We start from the raw sequence: 16784 nt of genomic DNA, 5'->3' as shown, positions 1-16784 counted from the left end.
GCGATGAAACCTATTAAAATTGCCATAGCCGATGATTATACCATATACAGGGACGGCCTCAAAATTGGACTTACCCAGGATGAGAACCTGGAAGTAATGCTTGAGGCCGGCGATGGTGAAGACCTGATAAAAGGCATTGAAACCAATATGCCCGATGTAATTATCATGGACCTTAAAATGCCTGTTATGGATGGCATGGAAGCTACCAAACACATTAAAAAGAAGTATCCTGATATGAAAATTTTAGTGGTGACGATGTACGATGACAGAAAAGTTCGTAATTCATTTAATGGAGATTGGCGCCAACGGGTATCTGCTAAAGAACGCAGAAGCTGAAGAAATCAGGAAAGCGATATATTCGGTACACGAAACAGGCTATTACTTTAACAATATAGTAAGCAACGCACTTTTAAAGAAATTGGTGATAAAAGGTAATATCAAACCATCCTTTAAAGAAGGCGTTGAACTCACCGAACGGGAACAGGATGTACTGAAATTAATTTGTGCCGAAAAAACTGCCAATGAAATGGGCAAACAACTATTCCTTAGTCCGCGCTCGGTTGAAGGGATCAGGCAGCGCCTGATAGATAAGGTGGGCGTACGAAATACCGCAGGGCTGGTAATGTTTGCTGTAAAGAATGGGATAATATGAGGCTTTTTTAAAATTAGCCATCGCATTTTGCACATCCCCTTAAAACAAGATTCCGTTTATTAATAAACACACAAAATAAACGCTTAAAACAAACCTTAAAAAGCATAATTAATCTTTTCGCTTAACAAAAAACATGATTTATCATTGTTAAAATCATATAAACCAATAATTATAGAAAAATTCATCAATTAAAATTCATTGTTTTGATAAAAAATACAATTTTCATTGATATTTTTACAACAAAACGTTGACTGATTGATCAAGATTTGAATGAAAAGAAATATCCAGTGCGATAATCAAACCTGTCTTTTATGTAAGGGCTGTATAAAAGAGTGGCTGCCTGCAATTGCAGCCAACAAAAAAACTTTAATGTAAAAAAAGGACAGGTTATTTTCAGTGAAGGCGACCCGGTGAAAGGAATTTACTTTGTTTATGAAGGCAATGTAAAAGTTCATAAAAAATGGGGGCCGGATAAAGAACTTATTATTCGCTTTGCCAATAAGGGTGCCATTTTTGGTCACCGTGTGTTGGGTAAACATGCCACCCACTACCCTATTTCGGCAACAGCGTTGGAAGCAGGTATTATATGCTACATTGATATGGAGTTTTTTGAAGCTACTTTAAAAGTAAACCCTCAGTTTACCTACCAGCTAATGTTATTTTTTGCCGACGAACTGCAGGAGGCTGAACGCAAAATGCGTAATCTCGCGCATATGCCGGTAAAGGGCCGCGTTGCCCAGGCACTCATAAGCCTCAAAAATCAGTTTGGTACAAACCCGGAAGGCCATATTGATGTAGAACTTACCCGGCAGGACCTGGCCTCATACGCCGGCGCCACTTACGAAACCGTTTTCAGGGTAGTTAACGAGTTGTTACAGGAAAAACTGATTAGCACAAATGGCAAAAAGATCAGTATTATCAATCATGATAAACTTTTTCTTTTAACTCAGGATGATGAGTTGTAAATGGGATAATTACTTCGAAATATTATTATCCTTTTGCCTTAAATGGGTTTATTATTTTTAGCTTTTTTGGGATAAAAATCATGAGGCGTAAAGCAGAATATTTGTGTCGATTGCGATATTATTCATAATCATTAGCTTCACCCCTGTCAAACCTATACCCATTATTCAAGGTAAATTCATTTAATCTGTCGTTCAAATGATCAACGATTTTTTATATAGGCTCAGCTTCTCTTTAAATTAACGACAATCATTTTTCACATTTAGATAATTATCGGCAGCCAGCCCTCACCCAACCAAATTCCGTACTTCAACCGGCGATAACGATGTTTGCTTTTTAAAGAAGTTTGAAAAATGCGACAACTGCCCGAAGCCCAGGCTATAGGCTATTTCCGATATATTCCAGTCGGTTTGTTTGAGCAGGATGCGGGCCTCCTGGATGAGCCTGTTGGCTATATGTTCGGTGGTTGTTTTTCCGGTGCTTTCTTTTAATACCTTATTGAGATGGTTACTATGAACAGCGAGCCTGTCGGCATAGTCTTTAGCAGTACGCAGGATCACCTTTTGATCGGGTGACGCTATTGGAAATTGCCTTTCAAGCAGCTCAATAAACAGGGATGATACCCTTGCAGATGCATTATGACTGTTATTATAATTGGTAAAAGGCTGCAATTTTTGGCCATAGTGAATCAATTCCAGCACATAATTTCTGATCAGATCATACTTGTACAGATAGTCTGATGCTATTTCCTGCTGCATCTTCCTAAAAACAAGTGTGATCTCCTCTGCTTGTCCATCAGTAAGCATAAACACAGGGCACCCTCCGGGACTAAAAATAGGCAATGAATCCAATATTACCCCACTTTTTGATTGCACCAAAAATTCATCAGTAAAAATACAGAAATAGCCAGACTGTTCCATATCCTGTGGTTTCCAACTGTAAGGGATTTTTGGGGTACCAAATACCAGCGCATTTTTTTCAATATCGATCACCTTATCAGCATACTCAGCTATGTTTCGGCCCCTTACCAGGTTTATCTTGTAATATAGCCTGCGATTGTAAGGCACATGGGTAGGGTCTTTTTTTACTATAGCGATGATGTCGCTAAGGTTAAATACATTAAAATGCCCTATCTCCTTGTTGATATCAGCCGGAAGCAGGTCTCCCACCGTGCAGTTGGTACGCTCGGCGGCCTTTTTATAAAAATCTTCTACTGTTACCGTTTTCATTTTTTTGCTTTGATGAGCTACACAAACTTAATGATAACTACATCACTATTTGCTTCTGGTAAATCAGTTCTTACAAAACTCAAACAAAAGTTTGCAGTAGATCAACACTTTATATTTTCCGGAGGCAAAACAAACTTAATACATAACAGAAATGTTATTTGAATTTGATAAATACCTATTAACAGATGATAAAAGAAGCCGCCTCATAATTGACTTACGAGGCGGCTTCCTTCTATATAATACCAGTATTAATAACCCGGGTTTTGGTACATCTTAACAGGGTCAAGTTTGTACTCATCAAACGGAATCGGGTAATAACGATCTTTAGTGGTAAAGTTTGCCAATGAAGCCAAACCAAAATCAGTTTGTTTTTTTGCTTTGAAGTAAGCTACCAGATCTGCATCGTTAAAGGTACGCAACAAATCGTACCAGCGGTGATGCTCAAAAGCAAGCTCAACACGGCGCTCATGCAAAATAGCCAGCTTTAATGTTGGGTATTTGGTGGCATAATCACTGTTAGTCATTGATACAGCATAAGTTGGCATACCTGCACGTGTGCGTACCTGGTCAAGGAAGCCGATAGCAGCAGCCTGGTCGCCAAGGTAGTTATTAACTTCGGCCAGGGAAAGGATCACATCAGCATAGCGCATCAGGATCCAGTCGTTACCGCCGTAGCCATTTACGCCGGCGCTGGTGCTCACATCCCTGAATTTAGTAACAAACCAGTCTTTCACAATAGGATCATTGGCATATTTAACAGAGAAAGTCATGCGGGGATCGTTGGTTTCATACTCATTAATCAAATCATGAGTAACATTATAACCAGCACCTGATGATTTTTTTGCGAGTTGATAGTCTCACCCTTCGCCTGGAAATTAGCCGCAATTGAAGAGCTATAATTAACATCACCCTGAATATTTACTATCTGGAAGATTAACTCCGGACATGTTGTTTTTTTGCGACATCAAAAACATCAGTATAAGGGATGCTGTTTAGCGTGCCAAAAGTACGCATATTATAAGCATTCATTAGATATGTTTTGGCATTGGTAAGGTTAGTTGTACGGTTAGCCTGATCCTGGGTAGTTGCCATAGTAAGGTACACCTGACCCAACAGGAAATTAGCAGCCGCTTTTGAGGCTCTGCCGGTAGAAGCTTGCAGGTTAGGGAGCGGGCTGTTATTGATAACATCTGTCAGATCGGCCACTATCTGTTGATAAACAACAGCTTGCTTTTCGCGGAAAGTAGCTGCAGGCAATTCAGCATAAGATAATTGCTTAGTAACCAACGGTACATCCCCCCAAAGGCGCACCAATTCAAAATAAGTAAATGCACGTAAAAATTTGGCTTCGGCAATGTATTGCAACTTTACACTATTATCCGGAAACGGCACAGCATCAATATGCGACAACACCACGTTAGCGCGGGTAACAGTACCATAAAGCGATACCCAATGATTTTTAAGATAGGTATTGCTTGGCAGTATCGAAAAATTACCAAACTGAAAAGGTTCGCCTGCGTTTGACTGGTTATCCTGAGTACCGGTGTCATCCGAACGCTGATCTGTCCACAAATCACTGCTTTCGCCTACATTATTGCCACTGCGTAACGATTGATAAATACCGTTTACAGCCAGTAACACATCATTAGGGGTTTTATAGCTGGCATCAACCGTTATAGCGTTGGGGTCACTCTCATTTAAAAAGTCTTTTTTACAAGACGGGCTTATCGCCACTGCAACTGCAAGGCAGGCAATGGCTACAAATTTTTTATTCATCTCAATATCTCTTTAAAAAATTCATTAAAAAGTAACATTAACACCTAAGTTATAAGATCTAACCAGCGGGTAAGTACCATAATCGATACCTGGGGCCAGATTGGCAGGCTGAGTATTGTTTGAAGCAGCGCCTGAATAATTATAATCCACATCTGGGTTATAACCTTTATACTTGGTGATGGTAAATGCGTTCACAACGCTGGCAAAAACGCGTGCTTTGCTCAGGCCTAAAGTTTGCTGCAGGAAGGCAGGCAAGGTATAACCTAAAGTAAGGTTGGTACAACGCAGATATGAGCCGCTTTGCAGGTAAAAAGTTGATAAACGGGTACTGTTACTTTGCGTACCGGCACGTGAAGCACGGTAAAATGAACCGTCCCCTGGTTCAGCTTCGTTACGATAACGTTGTGCAACATTAGCATACTGGTTACCGGAACCTTCCCCATTGTACAAATAATAATCCTGCCCGTCAAGTATCTTATTACCATAAGAACCGTTGAATGAAGCACCGAAGTCAAAACGTTTGTAAGTGCTGTTAAGGGCGAAGCCGTAAGTAAATTTAGCATATGGTGAACCGATAATGGTTTTATCAGCATCATTCACAACACCGTCTTTATTGGTATCAACAAACCAAAGGTCGCCAATTTTGGCAGGGTTGGTTTGAGAAGCTGATGGAGCAGTTTTACCATAGTTAGAAGCGTTGATTATACCACCAACCTGGAAACCGTAGAACATACCGATAGGCTGGCCCTGGGTAGTTATACTGGTAAGGTATGAACGCTCGGCACCGTTGATGATGAGGGTATTTTGAGCAGGCAGTTTAACTACTTTGTTGCGGTTTAATGAAATATTACCGCTCGCGCCAAATGTAAAATCCTTTGTATTAATTATCTTACCATCTAACTGCAAGTCAAAACCGGTATTACGGATCCTTGAGTCGTGCAGATTAGTTAAGATAGTAGTACTGCCGGATATTGCCGAAATTGGCTGATTGTACAAAAGGTTATATGAATAACTTAAGTAATAGTTGGCGATAACCTGTAAACGGCCGTTAAATAAACCAATATCGGCACCAAAGTTATATTGTGAGGTTGTTTCCCAGCTTAGCTTAGGATCCTTTAAACCGCCGGCGTATGTAGCAGTAGCAATACCACCGTTTAACACTGCACCAACCGGGCTGGCCAGGGTTTGTGCGATAGCGTAGTTAGGGATATTGAAGTTACCACTTTTACCCCAGCTTGCACGAATCTTAACTGTTGACTGTTCGCCAAGGAAATTGTGATAGAAAGACTCGTCAGAAAGGTTCCAGCCTGTGGCCACAGAAGGGAAATAACCGTATTTATTTGCCGGTCCGAAACGAGAAGAACCATCGGCACGAAACGATGCGGTTAAGAAATATTTACCCGCACAGTTGTAGTTTGCACGACCAAGATATGACAATAACGTATAAGTACTTTTAGAAGCCGAGTTTAAACTAAAGAAGGCTGCATCGGCACCTTTACCTGAAAGTTCTGGTACATAATCACTCTGAAAACCGTTTGCTTTTACACTGATGTAATCGCTGGTTGTTTTTTGCGCAGTGTAACCGGCTAACGCATCAAAGTGGTGTTTACCAAATTGTTTGGTATAATTCAACGTAAACTCAGCCAGCCTGTCAACGTTAACAAGGTTTGATGCCTGTGCATTGGCCGCCAGTATTGACTGCTGAGATCCCGGAGGGAACGCACCACTGCTTATCGTGGTTGGGTAGTAGTAATCGTATTTTTCGGTATAGGTTTGTGTACCAAGGTTAGTTTTAAAATTAAAACCAGGCAAAATATTATAAGTAACGTTTGCATTATAAGTATTACGGTAACCCTTTCTATTAATTTTAATACGCTCGGCAAGTGCTACAGGATTTTCGATGCTCTGATAGCCGTATTGTGATGAACCGGCAGCTTCAACGTTTGTTTGTAAAGTACCATCAGCATTATAAGCAGGCAGGTAAGGCATATAAATCAAGGCGCCAAGGATTGGGCTATGATCAAAGCGGCCTTCTTGTGTTTCCTGGTTGGTGTTTTGAGTATAAGCTATGTTTGCACCAATATGAATACGTTTACTTACATCACCATCAATATTTGTACGAAAGTTAACACGTTGCTGACCTGTTGATTGAATAATACCTGGCTGGTTTTGATACGCACCGCTTACATAATAACGAATACCATTCGATGCTCCTGAAAAAGACAAGGTATGTTTCTGGAAAAACGTGTTGCGGTAAAGCTCGTCCTGCCAATCGGTATGTACTGTTTGTTTAATAGGGGTTTGTGAAGCAAAATCATATAAGCCGTTAGGAATGCTCACACTGCCCGAGTTACCAACGTTAGTAACGCGGGTTACGTTGTTATCCGAATACATGGCATCGTTCCAGGTATGGCCTGAATTAACCCAAAGGTCATGATAAGCGTTGTTACGTCCGTCGATAACCAGCAGTGCTGCCTGATCGGCATCAAGCAATTTTACTTTGTGGGCAAGCTGATCAACGCCGGTCTGTACATCATATTCAAAACGGCCTTTACCTTCTTTACCTTTTTTGGTAGTGATCAATACTACACCGCCAGATGCGCGTGAACCGTAGATAGCGGCAGATGCAGCATCTTTCAAAATGTCGATGCTTTCGATGTCATCAGGGTTAATGAAGATATCATTACCGGCCGGATAACCGTCAATTACATATAGGGGATCAGAGCTGGCATTGAATGAGCCAACGCCCCTTACCCTGATTTTAGTGCTTGTATAAGGTGCACCGCTGGTTTGAGACACTTGTACACCTGATACCTTACCAGCAAGGGCCTGCCCCAATGAAGGAGCAGAAAGATTAAGATCACTGGCTTTAACGCTGGCAATAGAACCGGTAACATCACTTTTACGAATAGACTGGTAACCGATGGCCACCACCTCATTAAGCATGTTTGACTTTGGTTTCATCTTAACGTTAATGGTTGATGAACCGCCAACAGTTATTTCCTGCTGCTCATAACCAATAAAGTTAAAAACCAGCATGGCGCCTTCTTCGACCGAGATGGTATATTTACCGTTTGTGTTAGTTGCGGTACCCTTATCAGTCCCTTTGATCCGAACTGATACACCGGGTAACGGAAGATTAGTTCTCGTCGGTAACAATACCCGTGATTTGGGTTGCGTTATATACTATATTTTTTACCGAAGCATTTGAGATAAAAGGTTTTAGCAAAACCAGTAAAAACAATACAGGAATTAAAAAAACCTGCTCAAAAGATTTGGGTTAATCTTTTTATTCATATTTTTAAAATTGATTGTTGAAAGAAATGACTTAAAGCCTTGGACCGCTTTTGAGTTATTTGACAATTATCCCGGACCGGGTGAGTGTTAGCGCATTCACCGGTTCTTAGTTTTATCGCCGGGCCCGATGTTAAGTTGAAGTTATGTTACATAGGCGATATTTTTAAAGACATGAGCCAAAGATTAATAATTTAATAATTATTATTGCGTTATCATTAAATAATATTAATATAAAGTTATTAATATTGTAATAATGACAGCAAAGCTAAACCTGTTATCTTAACCAAAGGATACCTTAGTGTTAAATTTACATTAAACAAAAAATAGAAAAATACTTGCCTATTTGCAGATTTTTTTGCTTTAGCCCGTTTTTTAACACTACCATGAAGTAGTGGTAAAATTCACGTTATTTTTCCGTGAGGAGGTTACGGCTATCCCTTTCTCACCACCACCGAGCAGGGAAAAACCTTCCAACTCATCGCCTCTGTCAATACCATCAACCTGGCTTAGCACCACCTGTTTACCGGCCTCTATTGATTTTTTAAGATCAACATAAGTAAGCCGCCATTGCCTGCCCTCAAGCTTATTCTGGATCAATACTAAAACGCCTTTATCAGCCTTCCAAAACAGATTTTGTACCCAGGGTGTACACGTAAATTTTTTGTAAAGCACACCAGGTTCCTTCGTGCTTTTGGCTTTGGCCAGCTTTTCAGGGTCGTATAAACGCACTTCGTTGCCGTGATCACCATAATCTGCAGTGGCTACATACCACTTATTATTATACTTTACATATTCCGGACGGGTGCCCTGGATACAGGCATCATCCTCAATGGTATTAATTAAGTTACCATCAAGCGTACCGGTTTTAAGCAAGCCTTTCCAGTTTACATTATAAATAACCGCTCTCCACTGGCTACCCGCCGCATTCAATCGGATAGAGTTGCCTATAAAGGTTGGGCCTCTATCATTGTTATAGGCTATGCCGGTAGGGTGGTTAATAATATCCTGCCCGTTTTGGGTTAGCTTATATTCCTTATGCAGATATACCAGGCTATCATTTTCCAACTTAAACTCCCGGATCATTCCAACTTCCCTGTCGCCATATAAAAATATGCGACCATTTTGGTATGAAATACCCTGGCAGGCGCCCAACGAGTCGATAGTTATGGCCCGGTTAAGCTTATGATCAATGGTACCGGTGGTGATGCTGCCGATACCTAAAACAGCAGCTACCATAGTTAAAGTAAGTTTTTGCATTAGTTTAATAAAATATTACATGAATGATCAGACCACAGCTTTAAGCTTTGCTCATTCCGCTTTCGGCTTTCTTAACGAGGGTCAAGGGGTTCTGTCAGGATCAATTTGTTTGGCTTCTTCTACCGGGTAATATTCAACTTCGGTTTCGGAGTTACGCTTGGCCAGTTTATATGGCACATAGTTCAGTTCCTTTTGGCAGCGGGCATCCATATTCATTATAAAATCGGTTTGTGATTTATCGGTTACCACAATTCCGGGCTTATCGGCAGGGATACCATATTTATAAAGCAGTCTCGCGCTGTTACGCATATTTGTTGTGGTATGACGTGCATGAGGTTCAATGATGATCGCATTTTCAGGAATGTGAAGGGTTTTTACTAAATAAACTTTCATTTCCTCGGCTTCATTATACTTTGTTTTATATGGATGCACATTGCCGCCCGATACAATGATAAACGGCGCTTTGCCTGCCTTATATTCCTGTACCGCCAGTCTGCAGCGCAGCATCCCCTCACCGCTCAATGGCGATGTTAAATTATCCGGACCAGCGCCGGGTACAAGAATATTTGAATAAGGATAATCGGCCCATTTAATGGTTTTGATACGGGTTACGGCAGCCTTATTGCTACCTAACTCCATAGGCTCGTAATTGGCTGGATCCTGCCTTTCGTTGATCTGCAGATAAAGCAGGGCTGCCTGCGTAGCGGGTTCAAAAAACAGCTTTGTTCCTTTAATATCACCCAACAATGTAGCGGAAGCATCATACATCAGGGTATAATATGCCCTCGCTTTAACATTATAGCTAATAGAATCTATTTGCGGATAGTTAGGCTTTTTGCCTTCAGCATAAATGCCAATAGTGTAATTAATACTACCTGCGTCCTGCTCCCATGCTTTTATAAGCAATTGCTCTGGCGATAGTTTTTTATACAAGCTATAAAGGCCCGATGGGATCAGTTTCGATTTAACCATCCTGTCAAACGCGTTACCTGTTTTATATAGTGCTGCAAGCCGGTCGCTTACGGTTTTGATGTCCTCATCAGTTAGTTTTACCGCAGTTACTAAGCACGCCGCGTCTTTACAATCAGTAAGAGAAGTGCTAAGGGCGCTTAGCTTTTTCTGAGTGAGCTGTGCCAGTTCAGGATCGTTTTTAAGTAAATTGCTTACTTCGGCATCCTGCTCAAATAAAGTCAGCAGGCCGTAGTTTTTAATCTTTACATAATCTGTCGGGGCATTTTTAACAGGGGCCTGGGTTTGTGCAAAGGCGCTTAAACCACCTAATCCAAGCATAGTTAGTAGCAGGAGTTTTTTCATTGAGCTGTTTTTTAACAAGGCGCAAATAACGCCTAAGCAGATAAACTCAAAGTTAACTACCGGTAACTTTCCTCTTACAAAAAAGGCCTAATTTTAATTTTAATTAAGATATACCATCTTTAGGTGTAAAAAATCCATATCAAATTTGATATTTGCAAAAGCAGATAAATATCTCAAACCTCATCTATGGAAAATGCTGCCTTATTAAAAGCGATTATTGAAAATGCTATCGATGGCATTATTACTATCGATGAACGGGGGATTGTCGAATCTATTAACCCATCGGCCTGCAAGTTATTTCAATATGAACCTCATGAAGTTATCGGAAAAAATGTATCGATGCTGATGCCCCAGCCTTACAGGCAGGAGCATGATCATTACATCAATCGATATCAAACTACCGGTAAACCACATATCATTGGTATAGGTCGTGAAGTAACAGGCTTGCGTAAAGACGGCACCCAATTCCCGTTCAGACTTGGGGTTAGTGACGTAAATTTTTCGGGACGTAAAATATATGCCGGCTTTATACACGACCTTAGCCGTGAGAAGGAAGCTGAAGATAAGCTGAAGGAATACACATCACACCTGGAGGAGGTGGTAGAGGAACGCACCCTCTCCTTGAAACAATTTGTTGTTGAACTGCAAAAAACCAAGGAGGAAGTAAGCCAGTCTCTCGAGAAAGAGAAAGAACTGGGGCAATTGAAAAGCCGTTTTGTATCCATGGCATCGCATGAGTTTCGTACGCCGCTAAGCGCTGTTCAATTATCAGCCTCGCTCATTGATAAATATGCCGAGCCTTTGCACAGCCTGCAGATCAGCAAGCATGTTAATAAAATCAAAAACGCCGTTGGCAACCTCACTACCATTCTGAATGATTTTCTCTCGCTCGAAAAACTGGAAGCCGGGCGTATTGAACCATCATACACCAGGTTTGACCTGGTTAAGCTGGCCGAAGAGCTAACTGAAGAAATGCAGATTATGGCCAAGCAAAACCAAAATATCCTTTATCAGCATACAGGTACAGATAGTATGGTTTACCTCGATATTAATCTGCTCAAAAACTGCATCATCAACCTCATCACAAACGCCATCAAATATTCGGGCGAGGACAGTTTTATTGAATTTAGTACCGAAATAAATGCTTCCGGCTGTTCCATTACTGTAAAAGATAATGGCATAGGCATTCCCGAAAGCGACCAGAAGCATTTATTTGAGGCATTTTTCAGAGCGCACAATACAGGCAATATCGCGGGTACCGGTTTAGGCCTTAATATTGTGGCCCGGTACACTGCCCTTATGAACGGCAGGGTTGATTTTCAAAGTAACGTAAACGAGGGTACTTCATTCACCATTTCATTTCCCGCATCATGAACCAAAAAATCCTTATCATCGAAGATAACAACGATATCCGCGAAAACGTGGTAGAAATACTGGGGCTGGCCGGTTACACGGTATTTGAAGCCGATAATGGTAAAACCGGTATTGAACTGGCCGTTAACAACCTGCCCGATGTAATACTTTGCGATATCATGATGCCCGAACTTGATGGTTATGGCGTTTTATTTATGCTGAATAAAAATCCCGAAACTGCCGCCATACCTTTTATATTTTTAACCGCAAAGGCCGAACGGATTGACCAACGTAAAGGTATGGAAATGGGTGCCGATGATTACTTAACCAAGCCTTTTGATGATATTGAACTGCTGAACGCCATTGAAAGCAGGCTCAGGAAAAAAACTGCCCAGCAATGCTTTTATAGTCAATCGCTCGAAAACCTAAATTCAATTGTATCGAAGAACAGCGGTCTCGCTGAACTTAAACGTATTATTGGCGAACGCAAGGTACGCCTGTTTAAAAAAGACCAGGTAATTTATTATGATGGTGATAAGGGAAATGGCTTGTACCTGATATTGAAAGGCAGGGTTAAAACCGTTAAACTGGCAAACGATGGCCGTGAGTTGATGACCGCCATCCACTCTGCCGAGGAATACCTTGGCGTAAATGCTCTACTTTCGAACGAGGCTTATATCGACACAGCGACCGCCATGGAGGACAGCCATCTGTGCCTGATCCCTAAAGATCAATTAGACAACTTGCTCAATTTATACCCTGATATTGCGCGTGAGTTTATCAAACTGCTTTCTAATCATATCCGCGACCGGGAAGAGCAATTATTGCAGCTTGCGTATAACTCAGTACGGAAAAGGATGGCCGATACCCTGGTGCGACTGCATAAACAGCAGGGTGGGGATTTCAAAATTTCGCGGGAAGACCTTGCTGCTATGGCCGGTGTGGCAACTGAAACTGTGAGCCGTACCCTTACCGATTTTAAAGATGAAAACCTAATCGATAAAAAAGGAAGCCAGATCACCGTGCTTTCGCCCGAACGGCTGGCCAAAATGAAAAACTGACCGCTGCTATTTTTAGATGATCCTGCTCATTCCCTAAGTAATGATTTGATTACAACAAACCATTTGCACCCCTGTGCAACCTATTTTTGTATCAACACCAACAGCTCCTGTGGCGTTTCATAAGTTGTACCTTTGTAGCTGAGTGCTTTAGCGCCAACACATACGGTATCAACGGTTTTGGTAGTGTGTGTAATATAGATCTTCCCGCGCACGTCCGGTTCTGTACCGTCACTCACCATCTTCATACCGGTTAGCAATTGCATAACACTATCAATTCCCGGCTTTTTGTTAAAGTTTTTTTCTTTCCCTTCGGGGAAGTAATAATCAAACTTATCGCAGGTGATCCTGAACTGAGTTTCGCGGCCAAGCTCTGTGAACTTAAATTTGATGGACTGGACATCATCATTTGAGCTGGTTTTGCTTTTGCAGGCAACGAATGATGCTATCACAAGTAAAAGGATATTGAGTTTTTTCATTGGTTTATATGTTCTTCAACTTGTACTAATATCGGGGTTTTACATATACAACGTAAATATAATCCTGATAAGCCATCCATGACTGCACCTTTTCAGTATAACAAATATCAAGCGCATTCACATATGTCCAATATCGCGATTTATTGCCAAAATGAAAGCGTATGCCAAGCGTGGTATTCCTGGTTTTAAGCATGGTACGGATCTCCATACGGGCAAAGTCAAGCAATGACCTGTCACTCGCAGGATCTCCATTGAGGTTAACATCGATAAAACTTCTATCGGGCGGAAAACTAACCTTATGTTCTGAAGGTGTCAGTTTGGGCCACGAAGGATCAAACATTACCAAATCAATGCAGTTCCGTTGTGTAAACACTTTATGCTGGTGAAAGAAAAGCACGCAAAGCACAGGAAGTAAAACCAGGCTAATTAATCCAGGAGCGTAGGTAATAGGTTTGTGGGGAGCTAAGGTTAATATTTTCATGATGAGGTTTATAGTATTAAGTTCACTATATAACGTCAAATCATCAAAATTATTCCTGTAAACTCTTACTACTTCAATTCATCCAACACCCTGAACATTTTCTCCTTTATACCACGGCTCGGGCCGCTGAAATTATTAACCATGATAGAAAAACAAAGCTCTCGCCCGTTTTTGGTTTGATAACCGGCATAGCACAACACATTGTTGATGCTACCGCTTTTCATTTTCATATCATTATAAACCGGCAGACTTGTATAAAAATCAGCAAACCAGCTTTCCTTCTTTGCCGATTGCAGGATGCGGGCCAGCGTTAACGTAGTTACCCTGTCACCGGGCGAAAGGCCGCTGCCGTCGTAAATATTCATGCTGCGGGTATCTATACCTTTGGCCGCCCAAAACTTTTGTACCTCATCCACACCATTTGCCGTTGTAGGCTTGCGTCCCTGTTTCCAGGCTATGGTTTTGAGCAGTTGCTCAGCGTAAAGGTTAATACTTTTCTGATTAAGCCAGTAAACTATTTTGCTTAAAGTTGGTGATGATATAGTTGCCAGATTTTTAGCAATTACAGGCAATGGCAGGTTTTTAGCGCTCAACGTATTGGCTGATTCCGGCTCATTACCGATAATGATACCTAAACCCCTCAGCGTATCATTGAGCCGCAACGCAGCATCATAAGCAGCATCGGGTAAGGCCGCCGAAATACTTTTCTTATCCTGATCAATGGCATAAGTACCACGCAGATATATTACTTTACTGTCAACCGGTAAAAAAGCATAAGCATTATCGCCTGATCCGGCAGAACCATTTGTCAACTCGCTTTTAAATGCAAGGTATGGCATCAGCGGAATAGTACGCGATATGCCAACTTGGCTACCAACCGCACCCGTACGCAGCTTTATATCAAATTGATTTTCGCGCCAGCAAAGACCCGATGTACCGGCTCCGTAATAGTTACCGATGTCCTGCCAGATCCAGCCTTCGGGGATGGATTGTGTACCGAAGATGCTGTCATCGCCAATGATGCGGCCGTTAACTTTTTGATCCCGGCCTTTTGCAGGGCATCGGCCATAAGGGCTATTACACGCCCCTCTTTGGTTTGCTCATAACGCCAGCTGCCCAGGGTTGGATCGCCAGCACCTTTAATGATGATATCTCCGGTCAGGGTGCCATCGGCCCCAATCTCGCCGGTATAACCTAATTGCGTTTGATATTGAAAATCGGGACCTAAAATATTAAAAGCCGTAATACTGGTAATGGTTTTAAGCGTTGAAGCGGTAGCCAAACCCATGTTAGGGTTACCGCCAAACACCTGTTCCCCGGTTTTGGCATCAAGTACGGTTAATGATACTGAAGCATAATTGCACTGGCTATCCGCCTGCAACCTCCCAAAAGCATTTGATATTTTTTGCTGAAGCGTTTGCGCCGCAACAGACTCTCCTATAAATAAAAAACTAATTACCAGTAAGCGCCTCATCCTGTTTTTTAACGTTCCGTTGCGAAATATAATATATCGGTAAACCTATAAGCACAATTCCGAGCCCGATAAGTGTAAAGCTTTGTTTATAAACAAGCAACAAAATACAAAATGCAATCCCCATGACAATGTAAAGTGCAGGCAAAATGGGATAACCTATAGCTTTATAAGGACGTTCGGCATCAGGGAGTTTAGCACGTAAAATAAATATGCCCAATATAGTCAGTACATAAAATACCACTACCACAAATGAGATCATATCCAGCAAATCGCCATAACGACCACTCAGACAAAGTAACGAGGCAACTACGCACTGGATCCATAAACCAAACTGTGGCACACCAAATTTATTCAGGCTGCCTGTTTTCTTGAAAAACAGACCATCTTTGGCCATAGTGTAATAAACCCTCGCCCCCGAAAGGATCAAACCGTTATTACAGCCAAACGTTGACACCATGATCATAAGGGCAATTATGTAAGTGCCCACGTTACCAAAAATAACGTGTGAAGCAGCTACAGCCACCCTATCCTTATCGGCAACAGTAATTTCATGTAATGACAATACGCCAGTGTAGACCACATTGGCCATCACGTAAATAAAAGTCACAATGATAGTACCCCACATCATACTTAAAGCAACGTCGCGTTTCGGGTTCTTCATTTCGCCGGCAACAAAGGTCACACTATTCCAGGCATCGCTACTAAAGATAGAACCAACCATGGCTGCGGCAATAGCGCCAAGTGCTGTACCTGTGGTGAGAGTAGTAATGCTGCCGTCTTTATTTAGGTTATGCAAATCCCACGCGTTTGTCCAGTTGGCATGCCATATATCTGCTTTAAAAGCAAAAAGGCCAAAAATTATAAGACCAAAAAGACTGATAAGCTTGGTTAAAGTAAAAACGGTTTGAATAACCTTTCCGCCCTTTACCCCGCGGGTATTTACATAAGTAAGGATAATGATCAATATAATAGATACCACCTGGGCGGCACTTATAGCAAAAAACTTCGCATCACCCGTTGATGTTGCCCCGGTTTGCAACTTCCATAATATATTATCCTCGCTAAAAGCAGGTATTAAATAGGCGGTGAATTTACTGAAAGCCACCCCCACCGCCGCGATAGTGCCCGTTTGGATCACTGCAAAAAAGCTCCAACCATATAAAAAAGCGACGAGCTTGTTGTAAGCCTCCTTTAAATATACATATTGGCCACCAGCTTTGGGAAACATACCGCTCAATTCGCCATAACTTAGGGCCGCGGTAAGGGTCATGAAACCGGTGATAACCCAGATAGCTATCAGCCAGCCAGCCGAGCCAACGTTACGGGTAATATCTGCACTAACAATAAAAATACCTGAGCCTATCATGGATCCTGATACCAGCATGGTACCGTCCAGCAAGCTAAGCTCATGTTTCATTTTTGGTTGCGATGAGTTTTTCGCCATATATTGT

The 16784-nt window shown here is 41.7% G+C and carries 14 protein-coding genes and 1 pseudogene; 5 read left to right on the top strand and 10 right to left on the bottom strand.

The features are described from left to right. The first annotated feature begins 3 nt into the window (after window positions 1–3). The 3 genes from ACRQ5D_RS17370 to ACRQ5D_RS17360 all read left to right on the top strand — a co-directional run bounded on the left by ACRQ5D_RS17370 (window position 4) and on the right by ACRQ5D_RS17360 (window position 1617). Complete coding sequence (locus tag ACRQ5D_RS17370) at window positions 4–336, top strand: response regulator (protein ID WP_432326051.1); 333 nt, start codon at window positions 4–6, stop codon at window positions 334–336. Then, window positions 290–652 carry a response regulator transcription factor gene (locus tag ACRQ5D_RS17365; protein ID WP_432326049.1) on the top strand — a complete coding sequence of 121 codons (363 nt, stop codon included), beginning with the start codon at window positions 290–292 and terminating at the stop codon, window positions 650–652. The genes ACRQ5D_RS17370 and ACRQ5D_RS17365 overlap by 47 nt, the downstream gene beginning before the upstream one ends. A gap of 332 nt (window positions 653–984) precedes the next feature. Beyond that, window positions 985–1617, top strand: coding sequence for a Crp/Fnr family transcriptional regulator (locus ACRQ5D_RS17360; RefSeq protein WP_431200075.1), 633 nt, complete (start codon window positions 985–987; stop codon window positions 1615–1617). Window positions 1618–1902: 285 nt separating this feature from the next. On the opposite strand, the gene ACRQ5D_RS17355 is transcribed toward ACRQ5D_RS17360, so the two are convergent. The 6 genes from ACRQ5D_RS17355 to ACRQ5D_RS17330 form a co-directional block, all read right to left on the bottom strand. Beyond that, a complete protein-coding gene (locus ACRQ5D_RS17355) occupies window positions 1903–2844 on the bottom strand; it encodes a helix-turn-helix domain-containing protein (protein ID WP_091163088.1) in 942 nt (313 codons plus the stop codon). A 248-nt stretch (window positions 2845–3092) separates the two neighbouring features. After that, window positions 3093–3647 (bottom strand): RagB/SusD family nutrient uptake outer membrane protein, encoded by a 555-nt coding sequence (locus ACRQ5D_RS17350; RefSeq protein ID WP_431200074.1) that lies wholly within the window; start codon window positions 3645–3647, stop codon window positions 3093–3095. A 130-nt stretch (window positions 3648–3777) separates the two neighbouring features. Beyond that, entirely contained in the window at window positions 3778–4620 is an 843-nt protein-coding gene (locus ACRQ5D_RS17345) for a RagB/SusD family nutrient uptake outer membrane protein (protein WP_432326046.1), read from the bottom strand. Between the two features lie 24 nt (window positions 4621–4644). Continuing rightward, window positions 4645–7779 (bottom strand): SusC/RagA family TonB-linked outer membrane protein, encoded by a 3135-nt coding sequence (locus tag ACRQ5D_RS17340; protein WP_432326044.1) that lies wholly within the window; start codon window positions 7777–7779, stop codon window positions 4645–4647. A 516-nt stretch (window positions 7780–8295) separates the two neighbouring features. Next, window positions 8296–9174 carry a hypothetical protein gene (locus ACRQ5D_RS17335; RefSeq protein ID WP_091163085.1) on the bottom strand — a complete coding sequence of 293 codons (879 nt, stop codon included), beginning with the start codon at window positions 9172–9174 and terminating at the stop codon, window positions 8296–8298. 81 nt (window positions 9175–9255) lie between these two features. After that, entirely contained in the window at window positions 9256–10488 is a 1233-nt protein-coding gene (locus ACRQ5D_RS17330) for a YdcF family protein (protein ID WP_432326042.1), read from the bottom strand. Window positions 10489–10674: 186 nt separating this feature from the next. Here ACRQ5D_RS17330 and ACRQ5D_RS17325 point away from each other — a divergent pair, with 186 nt between their 5' ends. Next, window positions 10675–11862 carry a PAS domain-containing sensor histidine kinase gene (locus ACRQ5D_RS17325; protein ID WP_091163083.1) on the top strand — a complete coding sequence of 396 codons (1188 nt, stop codon included), beginning with the start codon at window positions 10675–10677 and terminating at the stop codon, window positions 11860–11862. Further along, window positions 11859–12902, top strand: coding sequence for a response regulator (locus ACRQ5D_RS17320; RefSeq protein ID WP_091163082.1), 1044 nt, complete (start codon window positions 11859–11861; stop codon window positions 12900–12902). The genes ACRQ5D_RS17325 and ACRQ5D_RS17320 overlap by 4 nt, the downstream gene beginning before the upstream one ends. An 80-nt stretch (window positions 12903–12982) precedes the next feature. On the opposite strand, the gene ACRQ5D_RS17315 is transcribed toward ACRQ5D_RS17320, so the two are convergent. The 4 genes and pseudogenes from ACRQ5D_RS17315 to ACRQ5D_RS17300 all read right to left on the bottom strand — a co-directional run bounded on the left by ACRQ5D_RS17315 (window position 12983) and on the right by ACRQ5D_RS17300 (window position 16777). After that, window positions 12983–13378, bottom strand: coding sequence for a hypothetical protein (locus ACRQ5D_RS17315; RefSeq protein WP_091163081.1), 396 nt, complete (start codon window positions 13376–13378; stop codon window positions 12983–12985). A gap of 25 nt (window positions 13379–13403) precedes the next feature. Beyond that, window positions 13404–13859 (bottom strand): hypothetical protein, encoded by a 456-nt coding sequence (locus tag ACRQ5D_RS17310; RefSeq protein ID WP_091163080.1) that lies wholly within the window; start codon window positions 13857–13859, stop codon window positions 13404–13406. Window positions 13860–13927: 68 nt separating this feature from the next. Next, window positions 13928–15333 (bottom strand): annotated as a pseudogene (dacB, locus tag ACRQ5D_RS17305) (D-alanyl-D-alanine carboxypeptidase/D-alanyl-D-alanine endopeptidase). Then, window positions 15311–16777 carry an APC family permease gene (locus ACRQ5D_RS17300; protein WP_091163078.1) on the bottom strand — a complete coding sequence of 489 codons (1467 nt, stop codon included), beginning with the start codon at window positions 16775–16777 and terminating at the stop codon, window positions 15311–15313. Before ACRQ5D_RS17300 ends, dacB begins: the two are co-directional and overlap by 23 nt. Window positions 16778–16784 lie beyond the last annotated feature (7 nt).

The organism is Mucilaginibacter sp. P25 (assembly GCF_050859465.1).
Taxonomy (GTDB): Bacteria; Bacteroidota; Bacteroidia; order Sphingobacteriales; family Sphingobacteriaceae; genus Mucilaginibacter; species Mucilaginibacter gossypii.
Note: the sequence above shows the minus strand (reverse complement) of the source record. Positions and strands in the feature narration are given on the sequence as shown.

What these genes read in the sequence shown, in the direction of transcription:
- ACRQ5D_RS17370 (WP_432326051.1), top strand. Translation starts at nt 4, where the DNA reads ATGAAACCTATTAAAATTGCCATAGCCGATGATTATACCATATACAGG.
- ACRQ5D_RS17365 (WP_432326049.1), top strand. Translation starts at nt 290, where the DNA reads ATGGAGATTGGCGCCAACGGGTATCTGCTAAAGAACGCAGAAGCTGAA.
- ACRQ5D_RS17355 (WP_091163088.1), bottom strand. Translation starts at nt 2,844, where the DNA reads ATGAAAACGGTAACAGTAGAAGATTTTTATAAAAAGGCCGCCGAGCGT.
- ACRQ5D_RS17345 (WP_432326046.1), bottom strand. Translation starts at nt 4,620, where the DNA reads ATGAATAAAAAATTTGTAGCCATTGCCTGCCTTGCAGTTGCAGTGGCG.
- ACRQ5D_RS17335 (WP_091163085.1), bottom strand. Translation starts at nt 9,174, where the DNA reads ATGCAAAAACTTACTTTAACTATGGTAGCTGCTGTTTTAGGTATCGGC.
- ACRQ5D_RS17330 (WP_432326042.1), bottom strand. Translation starts at nt 10,488, where the DNA reads ATGAAAAAACTCCTGCTACTAACTATGCTTGGATTAGGTGGTTTAAGC.
- ACRQ5D_RS17325 (WP_091163083.1), top strand. Translation starts at nt 10,675, where the DNA reads ATGGAAAATGCTGCCTTATTAAAAGCGATTATTGAAAATGCTATCGAT.
- ACRQ5D_RS17320 (WP_091163082.1), top strand. Translation starts at nt 11,859, where the DNA reads ATGAACCAAAAAATCCTTATCATCGAAGATAACAACGATATCCGCGAA.
- ACRQ5D_RS17315 (WP_091163081.1), bottom strand. Translation starts at nt 13,378, where the DNA reads ATGAAAAAACTCAATATCCTTTTACTTGTGATAGCATCATTCGTTGCC.
- ACRQ5D_RS17310 (WP_091163080.1), bottom strand. Translation starts at nt 13,859, where the DNA reads ATGAAAATATTAACCTTAGCTCCCCACAAACCTATTACCTACGCTCCT.
- ACRQ5D_RS17300 (WP_091163078.1), bottom strand. Translation starts at nt 16,777, where the DNA reads ATGGCGAAAAACTCATCGCAACCAAAAATGAAACATGAGCTTAGCTTG.